Origin of the sequence: Pseudonocardia sp. MH-G8 (assembly GCF_002262885.1) — a bacterium.
Taxonomy (GTDB): Bacteria; Actinomycetota; Actinomycetes; order Mycobacteriales; family Pseudonocardiaceae; genus Pseudonocardia.
On sequence record NZ_NKYF01000044.1, the window covers coordinates 1 to 20,563 of the forward strand.

The 20,563-nt window shown below is 70.0% G+C and carries 21 protein-coding genes; 5 read left to right on the plus strand and 16 right to left on the minus strand.

What is annotated here, in order from left to right:
- From CFP66_RS48855 to CFP66_RS44625, 4 genes are all read left to right on the plus strand, one after another.
- The coding region (locus tag CFP66_RS48855; protein ID WP_233160249.1) for a transposase at positions 1 to 345 on the plus strand (345 nt) is incomplete at its 5' end.
- Entirely contained in the window at positions 342 to 1,121 is a 780-nt protein-coding gene (locus CFP66_RS44620) for an IS3 family transposase (protein WP_198962119.1), read from the plus strand. The genes CFP66_RS48855 and CFP66_RS44620, both read left to right, overlap by 4 nt.
- On the plus strand, positions 1,122 to 1,226 hold the full coding sequence (locus CFP66_RS50575) for an IS3 family transposase (protein WP_369805289.1): 105 nt from the start codon (positions 1,122 to 1,124) through the stop codon (positions 1,224 to 1,226).
- Between the two features lie 47 nt (positions 1,227 to 1,273).
- Positions 1,274 to 1,753, plus strand: a complete 480-nt coding sequence (locus tag CFP66_RS44625; RefSeq protein WP_233160250.1) for a tyrosine-type recombinase/integrase — start codon at positions 1,274 to 1,276, stop codon at positions 1,751 to 1,753.
- A gap of 501 nt (positions 1,754 to 2,254) precedes the next feature.
- On the opposite strand, the gene CFP66_RS44630 is transcribed toward CFP66_RS44625, so the two are convergent.
- The 12 genes from CFP66_RS44630 to CFP66_RS44680 form a co-directional block, all read right to left on the minus strand.
- Entirely contained in the window at positions 2,255 to 2,500 is a 246-nt protein-coding gene (locus tag CFP66_RS44630; protein ID WP_233160256.1) for a YegP family protein, read from the minus strand.
- Positions 2,470 to 4,143, minus strand: coding sequence for an acyl-CoA dehydrogenase family protein (locus tag CFP66_RS44635; protein ID WP_094931458.1), 1,674 nt, complete (start codon positions 4,141 to 4,143; stop codon positions 2,470 to 2,472). Before CFP66_RS44635 ends, CFP66_RS44630 begins: the two co-directional genes overlap by 31 nt.
- A 41-nt stretch (positions 4,144 to 4,184) precedes the next feature.
- Positions 4,185 to 5,168, minus strand: coding sequence for an aldo/keto reductase (locus CFP66_RS44640; protein ID WP_233160252.1), 984 nt, complete (start codon positions 5,166 to 5,168; stop codon positions 4,185 to 4,187).
- The gene (locus CFP66_RS49730; protein ID WP_158228459.1) at positions 5,165 to 6,340 is read right to left on the minus strand and encodes a CaiB/BaiF CoA-transferase family protein; all 1,176 of its coding nucleotides are present in this window, start codon (positions 6,338 to 6,340) and stop codon (positions 5,165 to 5,167) included. Before CFP66_RS49730 ends, CFP66_RS44640 begins: the two co-directional genes overlap by 4 nt.
- Positions 6,337 to 7,521 carry a hypothetical protein gene (locus tag CFP66_RS48345; protein ID WP_158228460.1) on the minus strand — a complete coding sequence of 395 codons (1,185 nt, stop codon included), beginning with the start codon at positions 7,519 to 7,521 and terminating at the stop codon, positions 6,337 to 6,339. Before CFP66_RS48345 ends, CFP66_RS49730 begins: the two co-directional genes overlap by 4 nt.
- Before the next feature lie 59 nt (positions 7,522 to 7,580).
- Complete coding sequence (locus CFP66_RS44650) at positions 7,581 to 8,324, minus strand: enoyl-CoA hydratase/isomerase family protein (protein ID WP_158228461.1); 744 nt, start codon at positions 8,322 to 8,324, stop codon at positions 7,581 to 7,583.
- A 44-nt stretch (positions 8,325 to 8,368) separates the two neighbouring features.
- A complete protein-coding gene (locus CFP66_RS44655) occupies positions 8,369 to 9,577 on the minus strand; it encodes a CaiB/BaiF CoA-transferase family protein (RefSeq protein ID WP_094931462.1) in 1,209 nt (402 codons plus the stop codon).
- Between the two features lie 76 nt (positions 9,578 to 9,653).
- Positions 9,654 to 10,397, minus strand: coding sequence for an enoyl-CoA hydratase/isomerase family protein (locus tag CFP66_RS44660; protein ID WP_094931463.1), 744 nt, complete (start codon positions 10,395 to 10,397; stop codon positions 9,654 to 9,656).
- A complete protein-coding gene (locus tag CFP66_RS44665; RefSeq protein ID WP_094931464.1) occupies positions 10,397 to 11,929 on the minus strand; it encodes a tripartite tricarboxylate transporter permease in 1,533 nt (510 codons plus the stop codon). The genes CFP66_RS44660 and CFP66_RS44665 overlap by 1 nt, the downstream gene beginning before the upstream one ends.
- Before the next feature lie 43 nt (positions 11,930 to 11,972).
- Positions 11,973 to 12,497, minus strand: a complete 525-nt coding sequence (locus CFP66_RS44670; RefSeq protein ID WP_094931465.1) for a tripartite tricarboxylate transporter TctB family protein — start codon at positions 12,495 to 12,497, stop codon at positions 11,973 to 11,975.
- A gap of 47 nt (positions 12,498 to 12,544) precedes the next feature.
- Positions 12,545 to 13,552 carry a tripartite tricarboxylate transporter substrate binding protein gene (locus CFP66_RS44675; RefSeq protein ID WP_094931466.1) on the minus strand — a complete coding sequence of 336 codons (1,008 nt, stop codon included), beginning with the start codon at positions 13,550 to 13,552 and terminating at the stop codon, positions 12,545 to 12,547.
- Positions 13,553 to 13,636: 84 nt separating this feature from the next.
- Positions 13,637 to 14,287 carry a methyltransferase gene (locus CFP66_RS44680; RefSeq protein WP_198962120.1) on the minus strand — a complete coding sequence of 217 codons (651 nt, stop codon included), beginning with the start codon at positions 14,285 to 14,287 and terminating at the stop codon, positions 13,637 to 13,639.
- Positions 14,288 to 14,564: 277 nt separating this feature from the next.
- Here CFP66_RS44680 and CFP66_RS50105 point away from each other — a divergent pair, with 277 nt between their 5' ends.
- On the plus strand, positions 14,565 to 15,224 hold the full coding sequence (locus CFP66_RS50105) for a GntR family transcriptional regulator (protein WP_158228462.1): 660 nt from the start codon (positions 14,565 to 14,567) through the stop codon (positions 15,222 to 15,224).
- Positions 15,225 to 15,241: 17 nt separating this feature from the next.
- Here CFP66_RS50105 and CFP66_RS44690 read toward each other — a convergent pair whose 3' ends face one another.
- From CFP66_RS44690 to CFP66_RS49745, 4 genes are all read right to left on the minus strand, one after another.
- Positions 15,242 to 16,012, minus strand: a complete 771-nt coding sequence (locus CFP66_RS44690) for an IclR family transcriptional regulator (protein ID WP_094931469.1) — start codon at positions 16,010 to 16,012, stop codon at positions 15,242 to 15,244.
- 101 nt (positions 16,013 to 16,113) lie between these two features.
- Positions 16,114 to 17,577 carry an Nramp family divalent metal transporter gene (locus CFP66_RS44695; RefSeq protein WP_094931470.1) on the minus strand — a complete coding sequence of 488 codons (1,464 nt, stop codon included), beginning with the start codon at positions 17,575 to 17,577 and terminating at the stop codon, positions 16,114 to 16,116.
- A 12-nt stretch (positions 17,578 to 17,589) separates the two neighbouring features.
- A complete protein-coding gene (locus CFP66_RS44700) occupies positions 17,590 to 19,038 on the minus strand; it encodes an aldehyde dehydrogenase (RefSeq protein WP_094931471.1) in 1,449 nt (482 codons plus the stop codon).
- Complete coding sequence (locus tag CFP66_RS49745) at positions 19,035 to 20,189, minus strand: zinc-binding dehydrogenase (protein ID WP_233160254.1); 1,155 nt, start codon at positions 20,187 to 20,189, stop codon at positions 19,035 to 19,037. The genes CFP66_RS44700 and CFP66_RS49745 overlap by 4 nt, the downstream gene beginning before the upstream one ends.
- Between the last annotated feature and the right edge of the window lie 374 nt (positions 20,190 to 20,563).

Below are 20,563 nucleotides of genomic sequence, written 5' to 3' on the forward strand. Positions count from 1 at the left end.
CGCATCCAACGACGCGACCCACCCAGCAAGATCCACCACGCGGTGATCATCACCGCCGGACGAGCCTCAGCCTCTCACGACACGCCGAAGTGCCGTTGCAGTATTAGCCTCGTCCTCGATTCCGGCCGAACAATCGCCGAGGTGGCGAAGAGTATCGGCGTTCACGAGATGACGTTAGGCAAGTGGGTGAAGAAGGCGCGAGAGTCCGGGCGTGTCCCGGACTCGGATCTGTCCGAGCCGGAGCGAGCCGAGCTGGAACGACTCCGGAAAGAGAACGCGACCCTGCGGATGGAGCGGGACTTCGCAAAAAAAGTAGCGACCTGGTTCGCGAAAGAACAGCCGTGAAGTACGCGGCGATCGCGGACTGGGCTGCCGAAGGCGCGTACCCGGTCACGTTCATGTGCGCCCAGCTCGGCCTGGCCCGCCAGGGCTACTACCGGTGGCTCAAAGCCGGGCCGAGCGAGCGGGAACGCACCGACGCCGAGCTCACCGACACCATCCGAGAGATCCACCGAGACCTGCACGGTGACCCCGGCGTGCGCCGGGTGTGGGCCGAGCTGGTCGTGCGCGGCTACCGGACCGCCCGCAAGCGGGTCTGGCGACTCATGCGCGCCGCCGGCCTGCAAGGACGCCACCCCAGGGCGTGGAAGCAGACGACCGTCGCAGGTCTACGACCGATCGACGCCCCGGACCTGATCGGCCGCGACTTCACCGCCGATGCCCCAGACACCCGCTGGTGCGGGGACATCTCCTACATCCAGACCGTGGACGGCTGGGCGTACGTCGCCACCGTGATCGACCTGCACTCCCGCAAGGTCGTCGGCTACGCCGTGGCCGACCACATGCGCACCAGCCTGATCATCGAGGCCCTCACCGCCGCCCCGGTCACCCGCCGCCCACCGGCCGGAGTGATCATGCACAGCGATCGCGGAACGCAATACACGAGTCGGGAGTTCACCGATTTCTGCGCCGCCAACGGGGTCGTCCGCTCGATGGGTCGCCGCGCCACCTGCTTCGACAATGCGGTGTCCGAGTCGTTCTTCGCAACCTACAAGAAAGAACTCATCCACACTCGCCCGTGGAATGACGTCACCGAGGTCCGCCAGCAGACGCTTTTGTAGATCGAAGGCTACTACAACCGCCGAAGGCGACACTCCACCCTCGGATACTTGACACCAGCAGAATACGAGCTAGGGTTCAGAGAACTAACCGACCTGGCAGCCTAAATCGGTGTCAATCGAATCGGGAACACTCCAATGCCCAGGTCATATTCGTGCACTACACACTGTCCAACATCAACAACACCACGCCGAACTTCACCACGCCCAAGACCAAGAGCAGCCACACCTGGATCGGGCTCTCCGCCCGCGCCGTTCGCGCACTGCAACGACAGGCCGAACGGCAACGTGTCCTCCGACTGGCCACCGGCCCGGCCTACCACGACCAGGACCTGGTGTTCACTCGGCACGACGGACAACCCCTTCGACCCGAGTACGTGCTGCGCCACCTCGACCAACTGAGCAACCAGGCCTGCCTGCCGCGCATCCGGGTGCACGACCTACGCCACTTCGCCGCCACGACCATGCTGTCCTCGCAAGTCCCGCTGGCGATGGCGTCCAAGACGATGCGGCACTCGACCCTGTCGACCACCACCGAGGTCTACGGTCACCTGCTCCGCCACGTCGCCCAGGAAGCCGTCGACGCCATCGACACCGCGCTCACCTCGGCCGAGAACACGACACATGCCGCCTGACGACCACATCGCGACCACCCGATGATCGGACCGGCCCTCGCCTGCCAGTGGGCACCACGACACACCCCACCGCGACGGTGCCCGCGGTCTGGCCCGGTGCGACCACATTGCGACCACATCCACGAAATGGATCATCCGTTTCCACACGTGCCGTCACGCCAGCCTCAAGGAGGCAACAGCACCGAGCACCCGGATCAAGCCGGTGGTCTTCTACGGCTCAGCCGCCGTGACCCTCGCCATCGCGCTCTGGGCGATCATCGCCCCGACCGCCGCCGCCGACACCATCGGCGCGTTTCCGCAGGTAGAGACAGCGATGGGCGGCTCCCCCCACACTGAAAGGAACCGCCCATCACGCCGTCGGGACGACAGGATTTGAACCTGCGACCCCTTGGCCCCCAGTCGTGCGACCGGTCTGACGCGCCCGTATGCCGCTCCCTGCTGGTCACGACGTCCGTCGAAGTCCAGCGGGATCCAAGCTGCTGCGGCGTGGTTGTCACTCAGTTAGTCACTCACCCACCGGCATCGCTCGGTACCAGCCAGAGGGCTGCGCGACGAGTCAGTCTCGATGACCGGAGCGCCGTCGGCTGCCTTCCGGACCGACTCGCAGCCCTTCTTCGCCGCAGCCTTGGTCTTGTACGCCTCGCCGGTGGCGACGACCTGACCGTTGCTCGCCTTGAGCCGGAACCTGACCGGCGCGATCCTCGTACACCTCGAACTTACCTGCCATCGAAACCACCTCCGGGAGATGAGCGGAGCGCCCTCTCCGCGAGTCCTTTCCCGATGACACGGACCGCGAGCGTCTCGTCGGCCCCCTCGAAGAGGGACAGGACTCGCGCGTCCAGGAAGTACCGGGACACGGGGTATTCCTCGGCGTAGCCGTAGCCGCCGTGCAGCTGTTGCGCCTCGCGGGTGACCCACTCGGCAGCGTTGCACGCCAGTGACTTCACCATCGAGGCCTCGAGCTGTCCCCCGCCCTCGGCGATGAGGTGTGCGCAGCGGTAGGTATAGGCCTGGCAGGCGGCCATGAGGTAGGCCATCCTGGCGAGCTTCGTCCGGGTCAGCTGGTAGTCCGCCAGGGGCGCGCCGAAGACGTGCCGCTCCTGCGTGTACCTCGCCGCGGACTCGTACGCGGCCCGCATCAGACCGACGGCTCGTGCCGCGGTCTGCATCCGCCCGTTCGCGAAGGCGTTCATTTGCAGATAGAAGCCCCTACCCAGGCCGGCCTCACCGCCGATCAGGTTCTCCGCGGGCACCAGGTAGTCCTCGAAACTGATCTCGAAACTGTGCATCCCGCGGTACCCGATGGTGCTGATCGCCCGCGCGTCGATGCGGCCCCCGTCCTCACCCTCGTGGACCCAGGCGTGCCCCGGGAACCGCGGCTTCTCGATCACGAACAGGGACAGCCCGCGGTGCTTGTCTTCGCGGGTACCCGTGCGCGCCAGCACCAGGAGGAGGTCAGCCCGGCCGCTGAATGTCGACCATGTCTTCACACCGTTGATCCGGTAGTGGTCTCCCTCGCGAGTGGCCGTGGTGGTGAGGCCGGCGACGTCCGACCCGTAGTCCGGCTCGGTCACCGCGACGGCCACCATGAGCTCGCCCGAGGCGACCCCGGGCAGCCAGCGCTTGGCCTGTTCCTCCGCGCCGCCCTTGAGCAGGGCCGTCGCAAGGATCTCGGGGCGGGTGATGAACGGACCGGCCAGCCCCATCGAGCCGCGGGTGATCTCCTCGGTGGCCACCACCATGGCCAGCAGGTCGTTCTCGCTGTGCCCGGCGGGCCCACCCGACGCCGATCCGCCGTACTCCTCCGTGATCCCCATCCCGAAGAGGCCCATCCGGGCGAAGTCGCTGATGATGCTCTCGGGGATGTCGCTGTCGTTGCGGTGCACCGCCTCCGCGAGCGGGGCGACCTTCTCCCTCGCGAAGTCCCGGAAGACCCGCCGCGCCATGTCCAGCTCGTCGGTCTGCGGAGGACTGGGAAGCGGCCCCGTCGTCACCTGCTCGGCGATGCGGTCGAGGAGCTCGACCGAGCGCGCCGCGGCGAAGGCCAGCGCCACGTCCCCGCCGTGCCACGGGAGGGTCTCGACGCCCCAGGCCGGTTCCCGCCCCTGCAGGCGGGAGTTCACCTCAGCGACGACGTGTCCGGAGAACGCCGTCGTCAGCATCTCGGCCAGCCCGCCCGACTCGCCCCAGGGCAGCATCGCCTCGCCAGCGCCGACGAGGCAGGCCGCCGCGGAGAGGTCGTAGACGATCGCCTGCTCCCGGTCCAGCCGCTCCAGGTCGACGCGGCCGTTCGCCCCTCGGACGTCGACCGCGAGACGGGCCACAGCCCGGTCGACCACCTGCCGTGCAGCGGTCAGGAGCGTCCTGGCGTGTTCCACGGTTGCTTCCATGCGCAATGTCCTTCCGATCGCGCTCACCGGGTCGGCCGGCGTCAGCGGTTGTAGTGCGGAGCGGCCCCCTCGAGGCCCCTCCACACGTCGTCGCACGCCGCCAGCACGTCGGGCTCCAGGCCGGGCCCGGTGACGGCGTCCAGGTTCTTGCGCAGCTGGTCGATGCCGGAGGCGCCGAGCAGCATGCAGTCGGTCAGGGGGCGCCCCAGCACCCAGCGGAACGCCAGCTCCACCAGAGTCAGGCCTGCCGCGGAGGCCACCTCGCCCAGCCGCTCGACCGCGTCGAACTGGTCGTCGTTCCAGTAGCGGTCCCGGTAGATCTCCTTGGTGAAACGTGTGCCGGCCTGCGGCCGGCCGTCCCGCCGGTGTTTGCCGGTCAGCAGCCCACCGGCGAGGGGGTTGTAGGTGATGTTCGTGAGTCCGAGGTGGGCGGAGCAGGCGGCGTACTCGGCCTCGACCCGGCGCCCCAGCAGGTTGTAGAGGGGTTGCGAGACGAGCGGCTCGGCCCAGCCGTGGGCGCGCGCCAGGTGGAGCATCTCGGTGATCTGCCAGGCGGCGAAGTTGGACTGGCCGAGGTAGCGGACCTTGCCCTGCCGCACCACCTCGTCCAGCGCCTCGAGCGTCTCCTCGACGGGGGTGTCCCGGTCCGGCCGGTGCATGTAGTAGACGTCGATGTGGTCGACGCCGAGCCGGCGGAGGCTGTCGTCGACCGCTCGCCGTACTGCGCGGCGGGAGAGCCCGGTCGCCTCCGGATCGGACTGGTCGACGGGGCTCCCGAACTTGGTCGCGAGGACGACCTCGTCGCGGAACGGCCTGACGATCCGGCCGAGCATCTGCTCGGCCGCGCCCGCCCCGTAGTTGTTCGAGGTGTCGAACATGGTGATGCCGGCCTCGCGGCAGGTGCGCACCATGGCGGTCGCCTCGGCCTCGCCGACCTGCGTGCCGAAGGTCATGGTGCCGAGGACGATCCGTCCCACGGCGAGGTCGGTGCCGGCCAGGGTGCGCTGGGGCACGGCGCGGCTCACGTCGCCACCTTCACCGGCTGCGTCGCCGCAGTCGTGACACCGCGACGGGCCAGTTCGGCGACGGCGTCGGCGCTGTACCCGAGCTCGGCCAGTACCTCTTCGGTGTGCTCGCCGAGCAGGGGTGGCGGTGCCGCACGTCGAGGCCATGGTGGGTGGGCGTCGACAGGTGTCGCGAGGTGCACGAGGTCGCCGATCGTCGGGTGGCGGGTGGTGATCGTGCGGCGCTCCGCGGCGCGGATCACGTCGGGCAGGGTGCGGACCGGGGCACAGGCGACGCCCGCAGCGCGGAGCAGTGCGATGACCTCCTCCCGTGCGCGACCCCGCAGCGCCTCCGTGAGGACGCCGCGAACAGCGGCGCCCTCACCGGCGTCGGCCCCGGTATCGAGCCCGAGCGCCTGGCCGACCGTGCGCCACGCAGCGCCGTCACCCGCGTCGACGTGTACGTACTCGTCGTCCCGGCAGGCGTAGACACCGGACCAGTCCTGCGGCCGGCGCACTGCGTCCTGCGCGGCACCGGCACCGGCCAGGAGCGGGGCGAGGATGTCCGCCTGCGCGAACAGCTGGGCGTCCAGCAGGCTCAGATCCACGGTTCCGCCGCGACCCGTGCGCGCTCGCCGGTGCAGGGCAGCGGTCACCCCGACCGCCGCCAGCACACCGGCTGCGAAGTCCGGCAGGCTGACACCCATGCGGACGGGGCGGCCCGACGGCGCCGCGCCCGCGAGCATCGCCCCGCTGAGCGCCTGGATGATGGGGTCGTTCGCCGGCCGGCGGACGTAGGGACCGTCCTGGCCGAACGCCGAGATCTCGCAGTAGACCAGCGCCGGGTTGAGCTGCAGCAGGCGCTGCTGTTCGATGCCGAGGCGCTGGGCGGCCCCGGGCCGGAGGTTGTGCACGACGACGTCGGACGTGCGGGCCATCCGATGGACCGCCTCGCGTCCCTCCGGGCTCTTCAGGTCCAGGGTGACGCTGCGCTTGTTGCGGTTGAAGCCGAGGTAGATGGCGCTCTCGCCGGCCGCGAACACCCCGCCCATCGCGCGACCGATCTCGCCGGCGCCGGGCGGCTCGACCTTGACGACGTCCGCGCCGAGGTCGGCGAGCAGCATGGTGCACCACGGCCCTGCGACGAAGTGGGTGAGGTCCAGGACGGTGGTCCCGGTCAGCGGAGCGGTCACGACGAGGTCCGGTTCCCGCCCAGGGCGAGGAGGGTCCAGTCGTCGTGGAGCCGGCGGTAGAGCGCCTCCACGACCCAGTAGTTGCCGTAGGGCATCACGTCCTCCAGCGGGAAGCGGCTGATCCCCGCTCCGACCTTCTCCGGTGGCAGGGGCCCCCAGCTGCCGTGCAGCAGCACACCGCCCGGTGACAGGTAGTTGAGCAGCAGCTCGTCGACGATCGCGTCTCCTGCCGGTTGCGCCCACACAGCCGACTCGGGGTCCAGGCGCGCGAGTCGCAGCAGGGCGTTGGCCGCGATCGACGCGCTACAGGAGTCACGCGGGATGTCCGGGGTCTGCGGGTCGGCGAAGTCGTAGAACGGGACGTGGTCCTCGGGGAGGTGGTCGACGTACCAGCGGCACACCCGGCGTGCCACCTCGAGGAAGGCCGGGTCGCCGGTCGCCTCGTAGACGTTGACGTAGTTGTGCAGCGCCCAGGACTGCCCACGGGCCCAGGTCGACTCGTCCGAGTAGCCCTGCATGTTCCAGCGACGGGCCGGCTCGCCCGCCGACAGGTCGAACTCGATCGCCTGGTACGTGGATCCATCGGGGCGCACGATCCCTGCGGCCAACAGGTTGGCGTTGTGCCGAACCGCGATCTCCTGACAGGAGGGATCGTCGCTCGCCGCCCAGTAGAACGACAAGAGGTTCAGCCCCGTGTCGATCACGGCCCGGTTGACCCCGGGCACCTGGAAGAAGACACCCAGCCGAGGGTCGAAGTTCTCGGCGTAGCGGTCCACCGCGGCCCGCCCGGCCTCGGCGAGCGCGGCATCACCGGTACAGCGCGCGCCCAGGCAGACGGCGTAAAACAGGTCGCTGCCGGCGGCCGAGAACCCCGGTGGGCGGAGGCTCAGACAGTTCGCGACGGTATGAGCCAGCCGGGATGCGGCCCCCGCGATCCGTTCGTCACCGAAGTGCTCCGCCACCAGCCACAGGCGACCGGTGAGGAACCCGACCCACTGGAACGTGGCCCACGAGTCGGGTTGGTACGCGGGCGCGAGCTCGTAGCCGCCGGTGCGGTAGCTGAAGCGGGGCACGGCACCCTCCGGCGCCCGCTCCATGAGGCGGACCACCTGCTCGCAGCCCACGCGCACCTGCTCCATCGCCCGCTGAGCAATTGCCTGCCGCGCCGTCGTGTCGTCCATCGTCGTCATGTTCCTGTCGCCTCCGGTCGCCCGATCCCGCTGCCCGTCACCGCTGCCCGTCACCGATGCCCGAAGGACGGCGGCCGTCGCTCGAAGAACGCAGCGACTCCCTCGCGCACGTCATCGGTGGCGAACACCCGTGCGAACAGCTCGGCCTCCATGGCGAGGCCCTCCTCCAACGACGTCGCGCCGCCGCGGTCCACCAGGTCCCGGACGCAGCCCACGGCCACCGCGGGCCGCTCGGCCAGCTCTCGCGCCCACCGCTCGACCGTCTCGTCCAAGCGCCCGTCGGGAACGACCTGGTCGACCAGGCCGATGCGGAACGCCTCCCCGCTGTCGATCGGCGCTCCGAACATCATCAGCCGTTTCGCCCGCGACGGGCCGATGAGGCGCGTCAGCAGCTGGGAGCCGCCGTTGCCCGGGAAGACCCCCCGGGTGACCTCCGGGAACGCGAACTGCGCACGGTGCGACGCCAGTCGGAAGTCCGCCGCCACGGCGACCTCCAGTCCGGCGCCGAACGCCACGCCGTCGATCGACGCGATCACCGGCCGCCCGCAGCCCCGGATGGCCGCGGTCATGCGCTGCCCGGATCGCGAGACGTTACGGGCGGAACCGGTTCGGATGCGCTCCGGGAACTCCCGGATGTCGGCTCCCGCCGAGAAAGCCCGCGACCCCGCTCCGCGCAGCACCACCACACGCACCTCGGTACGGCCGGCGATGTCCTCGAACACCCGCGTCAGGTCGGCCTTGGCACGAGCGCCGAGGAGGTTCAGCGGCGGGTCGTTGAGGACGACGGTTGCCACCGGGCCCTCCACCCGGAGCAGGACCGGTGCGTCGACGACCGGGGTCACGAGCCGCCCGCCACGGTTCCGGTCGCGCGCAGCCGGGCCACCTCGTCGTCCCCGAAGCCGTACTGCGAAAGCACCTCGTCCGTGTGCTCCCCCAGCAGCGGTGGCGCGGACCGCACCGGCAGCGGGTCGCCGTCCATCCGCAGCGGCAGGCCGACCGTCCGCACCGAGCCGGCCGCGGGATGCTCCATGGTGCGGATCAGCTGGTTGTGCGCGACCTGCGGGTCAGACATCGCCTCGCCGAGGGTGTTGACCGGACCGCACGGCACGCCGTGGGCCTGCAGGACGCCGAGCCATTCGTCCCGATCCCGTTCCAGGAGGATCGGCTCCAGCAGGTCGGCCAGGGCCTCGCGACGGCGGGTCCGCTCGACGTTCGTCCCGAAGTCGGGGTGCTCGGCCAGCTCGGGCCGGCCGAGGGCGGCGCAGAGCATGCGCCAGAACTTGTCGTTGATCGCCGCGATGTAGAGGTAGCGGTCGCCCTTGCAGCGGTACGCCTGGTACGGCGCGAACTGGGGGTGGCCGCTCCCCAGCCGCGGCTGTTCCTCGCCGTTGAGCAGGAACTCCTGAGCCCTCGGACCGAGCGCGAAGATCTCCACGTCGAGCAGGTTGAGGTCGAGGTGCCGTCCGGGCCCGTTCTCGCCGCGCCCTACGACGGCCGCGAGGATCGAGAAGGCCGCCATCATCCCGGCACCGAAGTCGGGCACGCTGACGCCCTGTCGCGCCGGCGGCCCGTCCTGCTCGCCGGTGATGCTCATGGCACCGGACAGGGCCTGGATGATCGGGTCGTTGCCGGGCAGGTCGACGTGCGGCCCGTCCGGCCCGAAGGCGGAGATGGACGCGTAGACGATGCGGGGGTTGACGGCCGAGAGGCTCGCGTAGTCCACGCCGAGCTCCGCGGTCTTCCCCGGGCGCAGATTCTCGACGAAGATGTCGGCCTTCCGGGCGAGGCGCGTGAGCACCTCGCGGGCTTCGGGCCGCTTGAGATCCAGGGCGACGCTGCGCTTGTTGCGGTTGAGGGAGAGGAAGACCGCGCTCTCGCCGCCGGCGTAGACGCTCCCCGCCTGGCGGGACATGTCGCCACCGTCTGGTCGCTCGATCTTGATGACGTCGGCGCCGAGGTCGGCCAGCACCATCGTGCACCACGGGCCCGCCGCCAGGTGCGACATGTCGAGGACCGTCAGCCCGGCCAGGGGAAGATCCTTGCTCACCGTGCAACATCTCCTTCGTTCCACCGAGGCGGCCTGCGATCGAGGAACGCCTGAACGCCTTCGGCGCTGTCGGCCGTCAGCGCGTTGAGGGTGAGGACGTTCCGCAGGTGCCGAAGCGACTGCCGGAACTCCATGTCCGCGGCCTCGTGCAGGGCCTGCTTGCCCATCCGGAGCACGGTGGAGCTGTACGACGCGATCGTGTCGGCCACACCGCGGGCGTCGTCCCACAGGTTCTCCCGGGGACGACCGTGTTGACGAGTCCCATGTCCCTGGCCTCCGCGGCGGTGAACCGCCGGCCGGTGAAGGCCATCTCGAACGCCTTCTTCTCCGGAACGGACCGCAGGATGGCGGCGCTGATGATGAGCGGGAACCGCCCGAGCGTGATCTCCGGGGTGGCGAAGAGCGCGTCCTCGGACGCGATGGCCATGTCGGCCGCGGCGACCAGCCCGAGCCCGCCACCGAAGGCATAGCCGTGAACCACCGCGATCACCGGTGTGCCGATCGTCCGGATCGTCTCGATGCTGTCGACGATGCTGTCGAACTCGGTCTGCAGCTGCTCCCCCGGCTTGCCGGTGACCTCGCGGAGGTCCGCGCCGGCCGAGAAGCTGCGCTCCCCCGCACCCCTGATCACGATGCAGCCGACCCCCGGATCTGCGTCCAGCTCCTCCAGCGACGCGCGGAGGAGGTGGTTCGTGGCCGTGCTGAGGGCGTTGTGGACCTCCGGCCGGTTGATCACCAGCCAGGCGACGCGCGCCTCCCGCCGCACCACGACGAGCGGGCCCCCGCTCGCTCTCGACGGCTGGGTGTGTGCCGCAGACATCACTCCTCCTCCTTGTACACCACGGCCGGGCGGCGTCCCGTCGCGCGCTGCAGCGCGGGTGCGGCCAGCAGGAGCAGCGCGATCGCGAAGATGACGAGGCAGAGCGGGCTGGACGCGAAGGACAGCGCCGTGGCGCCGAGGTCACCGTCGTTGAGCGTGAGGGAGCGGCGCAGGTTGATCTCCATGAGCGGGCCCAGGATCAGGCCCAGCACCAGCGGCGCCTTGGGTACCCGGAAAGCCGCCATGACCAGGCCGAGCACACCGAACGCCAGCATCATGAAGACGTTGAAGGAGGTGGCTCGCAGCGCGTAGGTCCCGACGACGGCCAGGACGATGACCACCGGGATCAGGATGTGCCGCGGCAGGTTGACGACCTGCGCGAACCGCTTCGCCGCGGCGAGCCCGAAGATGAGGAGGAACACGTTCGCAACGACCAGGCTCAGGAAGATCGCGGAGACCAGCGACGGGTCCTCCTCGAACAGCAGCGGCCCGGCCGTCACCCCGTGCAGGGTCAGCGCCCCGATCAGGATGGCGGTGACCGAGTCGCCGGGGATGCCGAGCGAAAGCATGGTCGTCATGGCGCCGCCGGCGCAGGCGTTGTTGGACGCTTCGCACGCCGCGACGCCTTCGGGCTCGCCCGTTCCCATCCGCTCGGGGTGCTTGGACAGCCGGGTCTGCTGACCATAGGAGACGACACCGGCGATCGTGGCGCCCGCGCCGGGCACGGCACCGACGACGACGCCGGTCACCGACGAGCGCACGATGACCCACTTCAGCCGGTTCAGCAACGACCAGGAGGGCAGCACCCTGTCGAGCTTCTGGGGGATCACCGCCTTCCCGTGGCGCGCCTTGCCCACCTGTTCGAGGAGTTCAGCCACGCCGAAGACGCCGATGACCACCGCCACGAACTCGGCACCGCTGAGCAGGTCCGCCTGACCGAAGGTGAACCGCGGGTAGCCCGAGACCAGGTCGATGCCGATCGTGCCGATGAACAATCCGATTAGCCCGCTCGCGAGACCCCTCAACAGCGATTTCCCGGCAATGTAAGAGATGACCGTCAGACCGAGGAGGGCGATCGCGAAGTACTCCTGCGAGCGGAAGCTGCCGGCGACCGACGCGATCATCGGCGCCATCACCGCGAGCACCAGTGCGCCGCCGATGCCGCCGAGGAAGGACGAGGTGGTGCTCACACCGAGCGCTTTGCCGCCCTCACCCCGCTTGGTCATCGGGTAGCCGTCGATCCCGGTCATCATGTCCGCCGGTGTGCCGGGGAGGTTCATGAGGATGGAGGGGATCCCGCCCCCGTACAGCGCACCGAGGTAGATCCCGATCAGCATTGCGATCGCTTGGGTCACCGACATCGAGTACGTGACGGGCACCAGCAGCGCGACGCCCATGTTGGCGGTCAGGCCGGGCATCGCCCCGAACATTATTCCCAGCAGTGTCCCGGCGGCGATCAGCAGGATTGTCAGCGGGTTGAACACGAGCGAGAGTCCGTCGGTGTACAGCGAACCTGCAGCGGCGAAGACCACGCTGATTCCCTTCCGTTCGAACAGTTTCGGGGAGCGCGAACGACTACGGCAGGATTCCCGGCGGGATCGGAACGCTGAGAGCGAACACGAACGTCACGTAGAGTGCCGCGCTGATCGCACCCGACAGCGCCGCCGAGGACACGTACGACGCGATGTTCCGCTTCGGCGACAGCCAGATCATCAGGACGGTGAGAAAGAGGAAGGTCGAGGTCGCGTAACCCAGGCCTGATGAGAACGCCACCCAGACGTAGACCGCGGCCGCGGCGACGAACGGCGCGACGCGCCAGATCGTCTGTGACATGCCGTCGGCCGCGTCCGGCCCGGGCCCGACCTCCGACTGCTCGGCCGTGGCGTCCGGTACCGCTGATCGGTTCCGCTCCTCCGACCTGCGGGCCCGCAGGCTCGTCACAGCGATGAGGACACCCAGGGCGCCGAGGCCGGCGCCGATCGCCCTGGGGAAGAGCGCCGGGTCGGCGGCCAGCGAGGCGGCGGGCGGGTAGTCGTGGGTCGTCACGACGATGAGCAGCCCCATGATCACGAAGGCGATGCCGAGGATGGTGTCGCGCATCTACTGACCCCTTCTTGTAGGCACTGTCGTCGACCCTGGAGGTCGGGTCAGCGCTCCGGCCGGGTCGTGAGGATGCCCAGGGGCCCGAACAGGCTCTGCACGAGCTGGTCCTCCTGCTCCAGGTGCCCCCGCAGAGCGGCGGCGTCCTCGTAGGCGATCTCCACACCGGCCTGCGCCATCGCGTCCGTGAAGCTCTGGGACCCCGCGGCATTGCGCACCGCCGTCTCCAACGCGGCGAGCACCGCGTCCGGCGTCCCCTGCTTGGCGACCAGTCCTCGCCAGACCGCGTACTCGATGTCGATGCCTTGCTCGGTGAGCGTCGGCACGTCCGGGAAGAGCGGCGACCGCTGCTCCGACATCACCCCGAGCATCTTGGCGCGGTCCGCGTCGACCATCGCGACGGCCTCGGCCGGACTGATCGTGGTCGCCTCGACCTCACCCGACGCCACCGCGTTACCGGCGTCCCTGCCACCCGGGTATGGCACGTACTCCATCTCGAGCCCGCCGGCGGCCTGCCCGAGCAGTAGGCCGGCCGCATGCCAGACGCTTCCCACTCCGCTCGTGCCGACATGCACCTCGCCCGGGTGCTGTTCGGCGTAGGACACGAACTCCGCGGCCGAGTCGTACGGCGCGTCCGCCTGCACGGTCAGACCCGCCACGTCCTTGACCACGACGCCCACCGGCGCGAACTGGGAGAGCGGGTCCACCTGTGGGGCTCCTGTGTAGGGCAGCGTCGAGATCGTCCGGGACACGATCAGCATCTGGTGGCCGTTCGCGGGATCCGCGGCCAGCCGGGCGGCCGCGACGGCCCCGGAGCCCCCTTCGATGTTCACCGGCAGGACGGTCGTACCCAGCTCCTCCTCGAGTGCGGGAGCCAGGCCGCGCGCCACGATGTCGAACGTGCCGCCGGCCGGCGTCGGGATGTAGATCGTGACCGGCCGGTCGAAGGAGACGGCGCCGTCGGTCGCCGGCGCTCCGGCCCCGCCGCCGCAGGCGGCGACGCCCAGCAGGAGAGCTGCCGCTGCGAGTGCACGGCCTGCACGACGGAGCCTCATTACTCCTCCTTGGTATGTGGGTATGTGGAATACCAAATGACGGTATCCAGAACGCCACGAGCGGTCAAGACGACGGTTGCGGCGTCAGGCTCGCGGCACGTCGTGGATGCGCAGACCGGCGTCGACCCAGGCGCGGTTCCACGTTCCCGCTGCGATCGCGGCAGTCTCGGACGCCTCGGCCTCGCGTTTCGCCTCGGCCGCGACGAGCACGTCCTCCAGGCGCGCGCGCGGGATGACGGCCACGCCGTCCTCGTCCCCCAGAACCAGGTCGCCGTCCTGCACTGCCACGCCCGCCAGCGACACGTCGCACCGCAGGTCGCCGGGCCCGTCCTTGTACGGCCCGAGGTGGCTCACGCCAGCAGCGAACACCGGTGGAGCGGATCTCCCGAGTTCGGAACGATCACGAACGGCGCCATCCACGACGAGGGCGGCCAGCCCCCTCGTACTTGCATACCGACCCATCAGACCACCGAGGATCGCCCGGTCCGTCGCTCCCGCCGCCGCGACGACGAGAACCTCGCCGGGCCGGGCGATGTCCAGTGCCTTGTGGACGACCAGGTTGTCCCCGGGCCGGGTGCGCACTGTCAACGCCGCTCCCGCCACTACCTGCCCGGGCGCGAGGCCGGCCACCGGCAGGAGCCCCGGAGCTCCTGCCCATCGTCCGAAGACGTCGGAGACGAGCGAGGTCGCCAGCCGTCGGAGACGGTCGACGACGTCGGCGGCAGGCAAGGGCATCTCAGCGTACAGGCGACAGTCGACGGGCATGGGAGTCTCCTGGGGGTCTCGTACGGCGTGTAGAGTGCGGTATACCAAATTCGGTGCACAACGTGCCAGGGCTTGGCGTAGGCCCCGGGCGGTTCGAGCCTCGGGGCGCCGGCGCGACACAGCGGACCGATCGCGGAATGAGAGGATGCCGGCGCCGCCGACCGGCGCAACGAACACTGGGGAGTGCGGGCGCCGTCGGTTCCGTGATCGCCCGGACACCGAGGCGGCACTGATCGGAGGAGATCTCATGAAAGCGCTCGTTCCCATCGAGCCCGTGCAGCTCGGTGATCGGGCGTTCGACTCCCTCCGGATGGCGATCATCACCGGCGAGCTCGCCCCCGGGGAACCGCTGCGCGATCGGCAACTGGCCGCGGTGCTGGGCGTCAGCCGCACCCCGGTCAGGGAGGCGCTCCACCGGCTCGAGGCAGCGGGCCTCACGGCGTCGCGCGGGCGGGCGGGATGGGTCGTGAGCCCCTTCACCGAGGACGACGTGCGCGAACTTTTCCAGGTCCGCGTGCTGCTCGAACCGGTCGGCGTCGACGAGCTGGCCGAGCACCCGGACGAGAAGGCCATCGTGGAGATCGAGCACTTCTTCGACGGCTACGAGCGGCCGATTCCGGCCGCCCGCACATCGGACTACTTCCTCCGCGACAACGCGTTCCACACACGGATCGTCGGATGCAGCAGGAACAAGCGGATTCGGGACATGTACGCGGTGATGGAGAGCCACATCGAACGTGGCCGGCACCTCGCGGCGGAAGGCCGGGCCGACGAGACCCTGGACGAGCACATGGCAATCGCGCACGCCATTGCCCGTCGCGACTTCCCCACCGCCCGCGCTCTCCTCGTGGAGCATCTGCGATCCGGAGAGCAGCTGATGCTCGAACGGATCCGCAACCACGGGTAGGCCGTGGCGATGCGGCGTCAGGGGCCGGAGCTGCGCAGCGCCACCGAGATCGCTCGGGCTGCGGCCACCACGCTCGCCGCCAGCCCCTTGATCTGGTGGTCGTCGACGGGCTCCAGGCAGCTGAGGCTCAGCGCCGCGATGGTGGCGCCGGTGTGATCCCGGACCGGGGCGGCGACGCCGGTGACCGCCGCGTGAAACTCGTGGTTGTCAACGGCGTAGCCGACTTCGGCCTGCTTCTCGAGCTCGCGGGCGAACGCGTCGGCCTCTGCGATCGTTCGCGGCGTGAGCGGGACGAACTCATGGTCTGCCAGCCAACCGCGCAGCTCCGGGTCCGGCAGCGCGGCCACCAGCACCTTGCCCAGGGCGGTGGCATGCGCCGGGAGCCGGGTGCCGATCTGCGTCACGAGACGCAGCGCGCTGGTGCGGTCCTCCACCTTCTCGATGTAGAGAACCTGGTGCGCGTCGAGCACGGCGAGGTTGCACGTGCAGCCCGTCGTCGCGGACAGCTCCTCCATCGGAGCGCGCGCGAGGTCCCGCAGGTCGATCATGTCGAGCGCGGCGGCGGCGAGCGAGAACAGCCGGATGCCGATCCGGTACCGCTGCGCCTCGTCCCGGACGACGAGGTCCTTCGCCATCAAGGTCTGCAGCAGCCCGTGCGCCGTGCTCTTGGGGATCTCCAACGCCTGCGCGATCTCCATCAACCGCATCGGCGTCCTCCGGCTGCCGAGCAGCTCCAGCAGCGACACGACCCGGTCGACGGACCGCACCAGCCCGTCACTGCTGACCATTGCCGCCGCCCCCGTCCGTCACACCATCCCCAACGCTATCGCCCCGCTCAGCAAGAGCCCGAACACCGTGCAGAAGACCACGAACTGCGTCAGCAGCTTCTTCACGAGAAGAGCTTCCCGCCGTACTCGATGAGGAGCCGGGCCGAGAAGTACCCGTAGAACAGCACCGCGAAGATCATAACGCCGAGCCGGAGCCCGCGGAGCCGGATCGCGTGTGGCAGAGCTCGGCGGTTGAGCCGGATGAGCAGCGCGGAGTACACGAACATCACCACCCCGGACAACGCCGAGGACACCACCAGCAGGGCGAGCGGCTGACTGAAGCCTGCCATCAGGATCAGCGAGCCGATCCCCACCATGGACCACACGAACACGAAGTAGAGCCGGCTTTCGGTCCAGCGGGTGCTGTCGGTGAGGTACACCGTCTTGAGGACGTCCGCGATGATCCGGCTGACGTAGTCGACGTTCGCGAGCGCGGTGAGCAGCAGGCCAGCGCCGCCGATCACCCAGAACAGCGTGCCGAACCAGGGTCCGACCGTGCCCTTCAGAGCCTCGCCCATACCGCGGATGAAGTTCAGATCACCCGCACCGGGAACGTCGCGGCCGAAGACCGTGGAGTAGGCGAGCAGCGAGAGGACGACGATCGACAGCACCGTCAGCGCCCAGAACGAGACGAGCTGCTCGATGTTGGCCACGCGCCACCAGCCGCGGAACCGGCGCAGGTTCCCCTCGTCCTGACCGACCATCGTCCCGGTGGCCGCCTTCGCGACGTCCTCGCCCGTCACCGGCGACACGATCCGCGGGATGAGCGCACCCATGCCGAAGCCCTTGTCCCGGATCCAGTTGCTCTGCGCGAGGTTGGCCAGCGCGCCCGCGCCGGCGAAGGCGATCGCCCCCAGCACGACTGCGGGGTCCAGGTCGCCGGGCGTGGGTCCGAGGCCGGTGCCGATGCCAGTCACGGCGGTGCCAAGACCGGCCCACGCGTGCGCGCTGATCGCCGTGGTCAGCGCGACGACCAGGAAGACCAGCACCGCGACGACCTTGACCATCTCGATCTTCTCGACCGTGTTGTAGACGACCGGTGAGACGGTCAGCGTGACCGCGATGGCGACCAGGGCGATCACGGCCACCCACGTCGCAGCCGACGGGCTCAGCCCGAACACGAAGCCGAGCGTGGTGGCACCACTTGTCGCCCATCCTGGCCAGACGATGGTGATGAACGCCGACAACGCCATCACCACGCCCCACGGCTTCCACAGCCGGACGAAACCGGCGATCGCCGTCTCCCCGGTGGCGAGCGTCCACCGCTCGATCTCCATGTTGAGGAAGAACTGGATGGTGACGCCCACGACGGCGGCCCACAGCATCACCAGGCCGACCTCGGCGGTGATGTAGGGCCAGAGGACGTACTCCCCCGAGCTGACGGCGAGCGCCGCCAGGATGATGCTGGGCCCGAGCACGTGCCGCAGCGACTTGGGCTCGGGGATGTCCCCGTACGCCATCGGAGGAAGGTTCTTGCTGGGCACTTCCGACGCGAACTGCTTCGGGGCGACGACGTCGTCGGCCATGAGCATCTCCTGTCAGGGGGTGGGGGCGAGGTAGACGACCTTGGTCTGGGTGAAGAAGTCCCGATTGGTGAATCCGATGGAGAACGCACCCACGCCGGAGCCGCTCACCCCGCCGAAGGGGACGTGCGGCTGGCTGACGGTGCCGTGGTTGACATGGACCATCCCGGCGCGGACACGCCGGGCGAAGCGCATGGCGACGCCGACGTCCTCGCTGAACACGACGGCGGCCAGCCCGTACTCGCCGTCGTTGGCGACCGCGACCGCCTCCTCCTCGCCGGACACCCGCAGCACGGAGAGCACCGGGCCGAAGATCTCCTCACGGGCGACGGCCATCTCGCGGGTCACCCCGTCGAGGACCGTGGGCGCGACGTAGCGGCCGGACGGCACCGGCCGCTCCGGCGTGCACCGCCGGGCGCCCTCCTGCTCGCCGCGCCGGAGGTATCCGGTGACTCGCTCGTACTGGGCGTCACTGACCAGCGGGCCGACCTGCGTGGCGGGCTCGAGCCCGGATCCAACGGCGAGCTCGGCCCACAATGCGGCGAGGCGCTCGACCAGGGCGTCGGCCAGGTCGTCGTGCACGATGACCCGGCTGATCGCCGTGCACCGCTGGCCCGAGGTCTGGATCGCCCCGCCGGTGATGTGCGCGGCCACGGCGTCGAGGTCGCGGGCGCTGTGCACGTATGCGGCGTTCTTGCCTCCAAGCTCGAGCTGGGTGCGCCCGAGGCGCTGCGCGACCGCCGCGTTGACCGTCCGGCCCACCACGGTCGACCCGGTGAACGAGACGCCGTCCACCCGCGCGTCCGCGGCCAGCTGGGCGCCGACGGTCGCCCCGCGACCCGACACGACACCCAGGACGCCCTCGGGCAGCCCGGCCTCGGCGAGCATCCCGGCGAGGCGCAACGCGGTCACCGACGTCTCGAGCGCCGGCTTCAGCACGACCGCGTTGCCCGCCACCAGCGCCGGCCCGATCTTGCGGATCGGGGCGACGGCCGGGAAGTTCCAAGGTGTGATCGCCGCGACCACGCCGATCGGCTCGAGCTCGGTGTAGACGAGCTGCCCGGCCGCCCGGCTCGGGATCGTGGCCCCGTGCAACCGGGTGCCCTCCCCCGCGGTGTAGTCGAGCTCCAGGCGGGCGCGGCCCAGCTCGGCCCGCGACTCCGCGAGCGGCTTGCCCATCTCGCGCGTCATCAGCAGCGCGAGCTCCTCGGTGTGCTCACCGATCAACTGGTTCCACCGCCGCAGGACGTCCCCGCGCACCGGCGCCGGCGTCTCCGCCCAGCCTGGTGCCGCCGATACCGCGACGTCGACCGCGTGCCGGACCTCCTCCGGCGTCGAGTCCGGAACGACGCCGATTATGTCGCCGTCGTCCGCCGGGTTGCGCGACTCGACGACCGGGCCGGCACCGCGTACCCACGAGCCCCCGATGAAGTTGACAGCTCCGGAAAGGACGTCCGCGGTCATACCCTCACCCCCTCCGGAGTCGGCACGTCCCGTGGTGGGCCGCCCGGGCGCAGAACGGCCTTCATCACCGCACCCGCCTTGACGTCGGCGACGGCCTCGTCGGCGGCCTCCAGCGGATACTCGGACAGCAGGCTGCCGAGGTCGAAACGCGCGATGAGACGCGGCAGCGACGAGATGTAGGTGATGTAGTGGCGCGCCGAGAAGCCCCACGAACCGTGCACCCGCAGCTGCTTGCGTGTGATCAGGTGCGGGTTGAGCGGCGTCGTCCCGTGGTCGGTGTACTGCCCGAGCACGCAATACTGCGCTCCCGGTCGACACATGTCGATGCCCTCGGCCACCGCGGACGGCACCCCGGCGCACTCGATCACGACATCGGCGCCGAGGCTCTCCGGGGTCTCGGCCCGGACGGCGGCCGCGCGGTCCTGGGCGGCACTGCCGTCGGTGACGTCGACGTACACGGCCGCGATCCCGAGGCGTCTGGCCTGCTCCAACCGGTCGGCCGGGCCACCGACCATGATGACCTTGCCCGCCCCGCCGAGCTGGGCGTAGATCGCGGCAGCCACACCGACCGGGCCGCTCCCCTGCACGACGACGACGTCGCCCGGCCGGATCCCGACCTCGTCCAGGACGCCGTGCACCGCGGTGGGGCCGGCGCACCCCAGCGGGATCACGTCGCGTGGCCGCACCCCGTCGGGCAGCTTGACCATGATGGTGCCGGGCTGGAGGTAGATGCTGTCGGCCCAGCCCCCGGACAGGTGCGGGAAGGCGTCGGCCCGCTGGTTGATCCCGTAGATCCGCCGCGACCCGGTGCAGAGGGTCGGCTGTTGCTCCACCAGGCAGAACCGGCACCTGCCGCACGAGATGTTGTTCAGCCAGGACACCGCGTCACCGGGAGCGAGCGGGACCCCGCACGCGTCGTGAGTCAGACCGGCGCCGAGCGCCGCCACCCGCCCGACCGCCTCGTGCCCGAGCACGACGGGCGTCGGGATGGGCAGCCGTCCGTTTTGCAGGTGTACGTCTGTCCCACAGATCCCGGCGTACTCGACGTCGACGATCGCGGCCATCTCGCCCGGCGCGGGGACCTCGAAGCTCTCCATCTCGAAGGGCGACATGAACTCCCTCAACACCACGGCACGGCTTCGGGTTGGCATGGGTGGCTCCTCACGGCGACTGCCCTGTTCGAAATCAGGAACTCGGTTCAGAAACCGTACGACCAGCCGGCCCTGCGGGCAAGACCGCGGCGGCGACGAGGAGCATCGCCCTCCTCCGGGCACGCAGCGCACCGATGCTGGCCGGCGTCGGCGGACCGGGTGGGGCTCGGACGGGAAGCGCGGTGGCGCGATCACCATCACCGGCTCCCGCCGGCAGGCTGCCTTCGCTAGCGGGGTGCACGCGCTACAGCGGGGCCAAGCACGGTTGCATCGCCCTGATGTGCGCTCTGACCTGGAAACCGGCGCCGGAGATGATCCGGGTGAACGTCGTACCCCAGCAGCGGAGGGTCGTCCGGGACGGTGTCGCCGACACC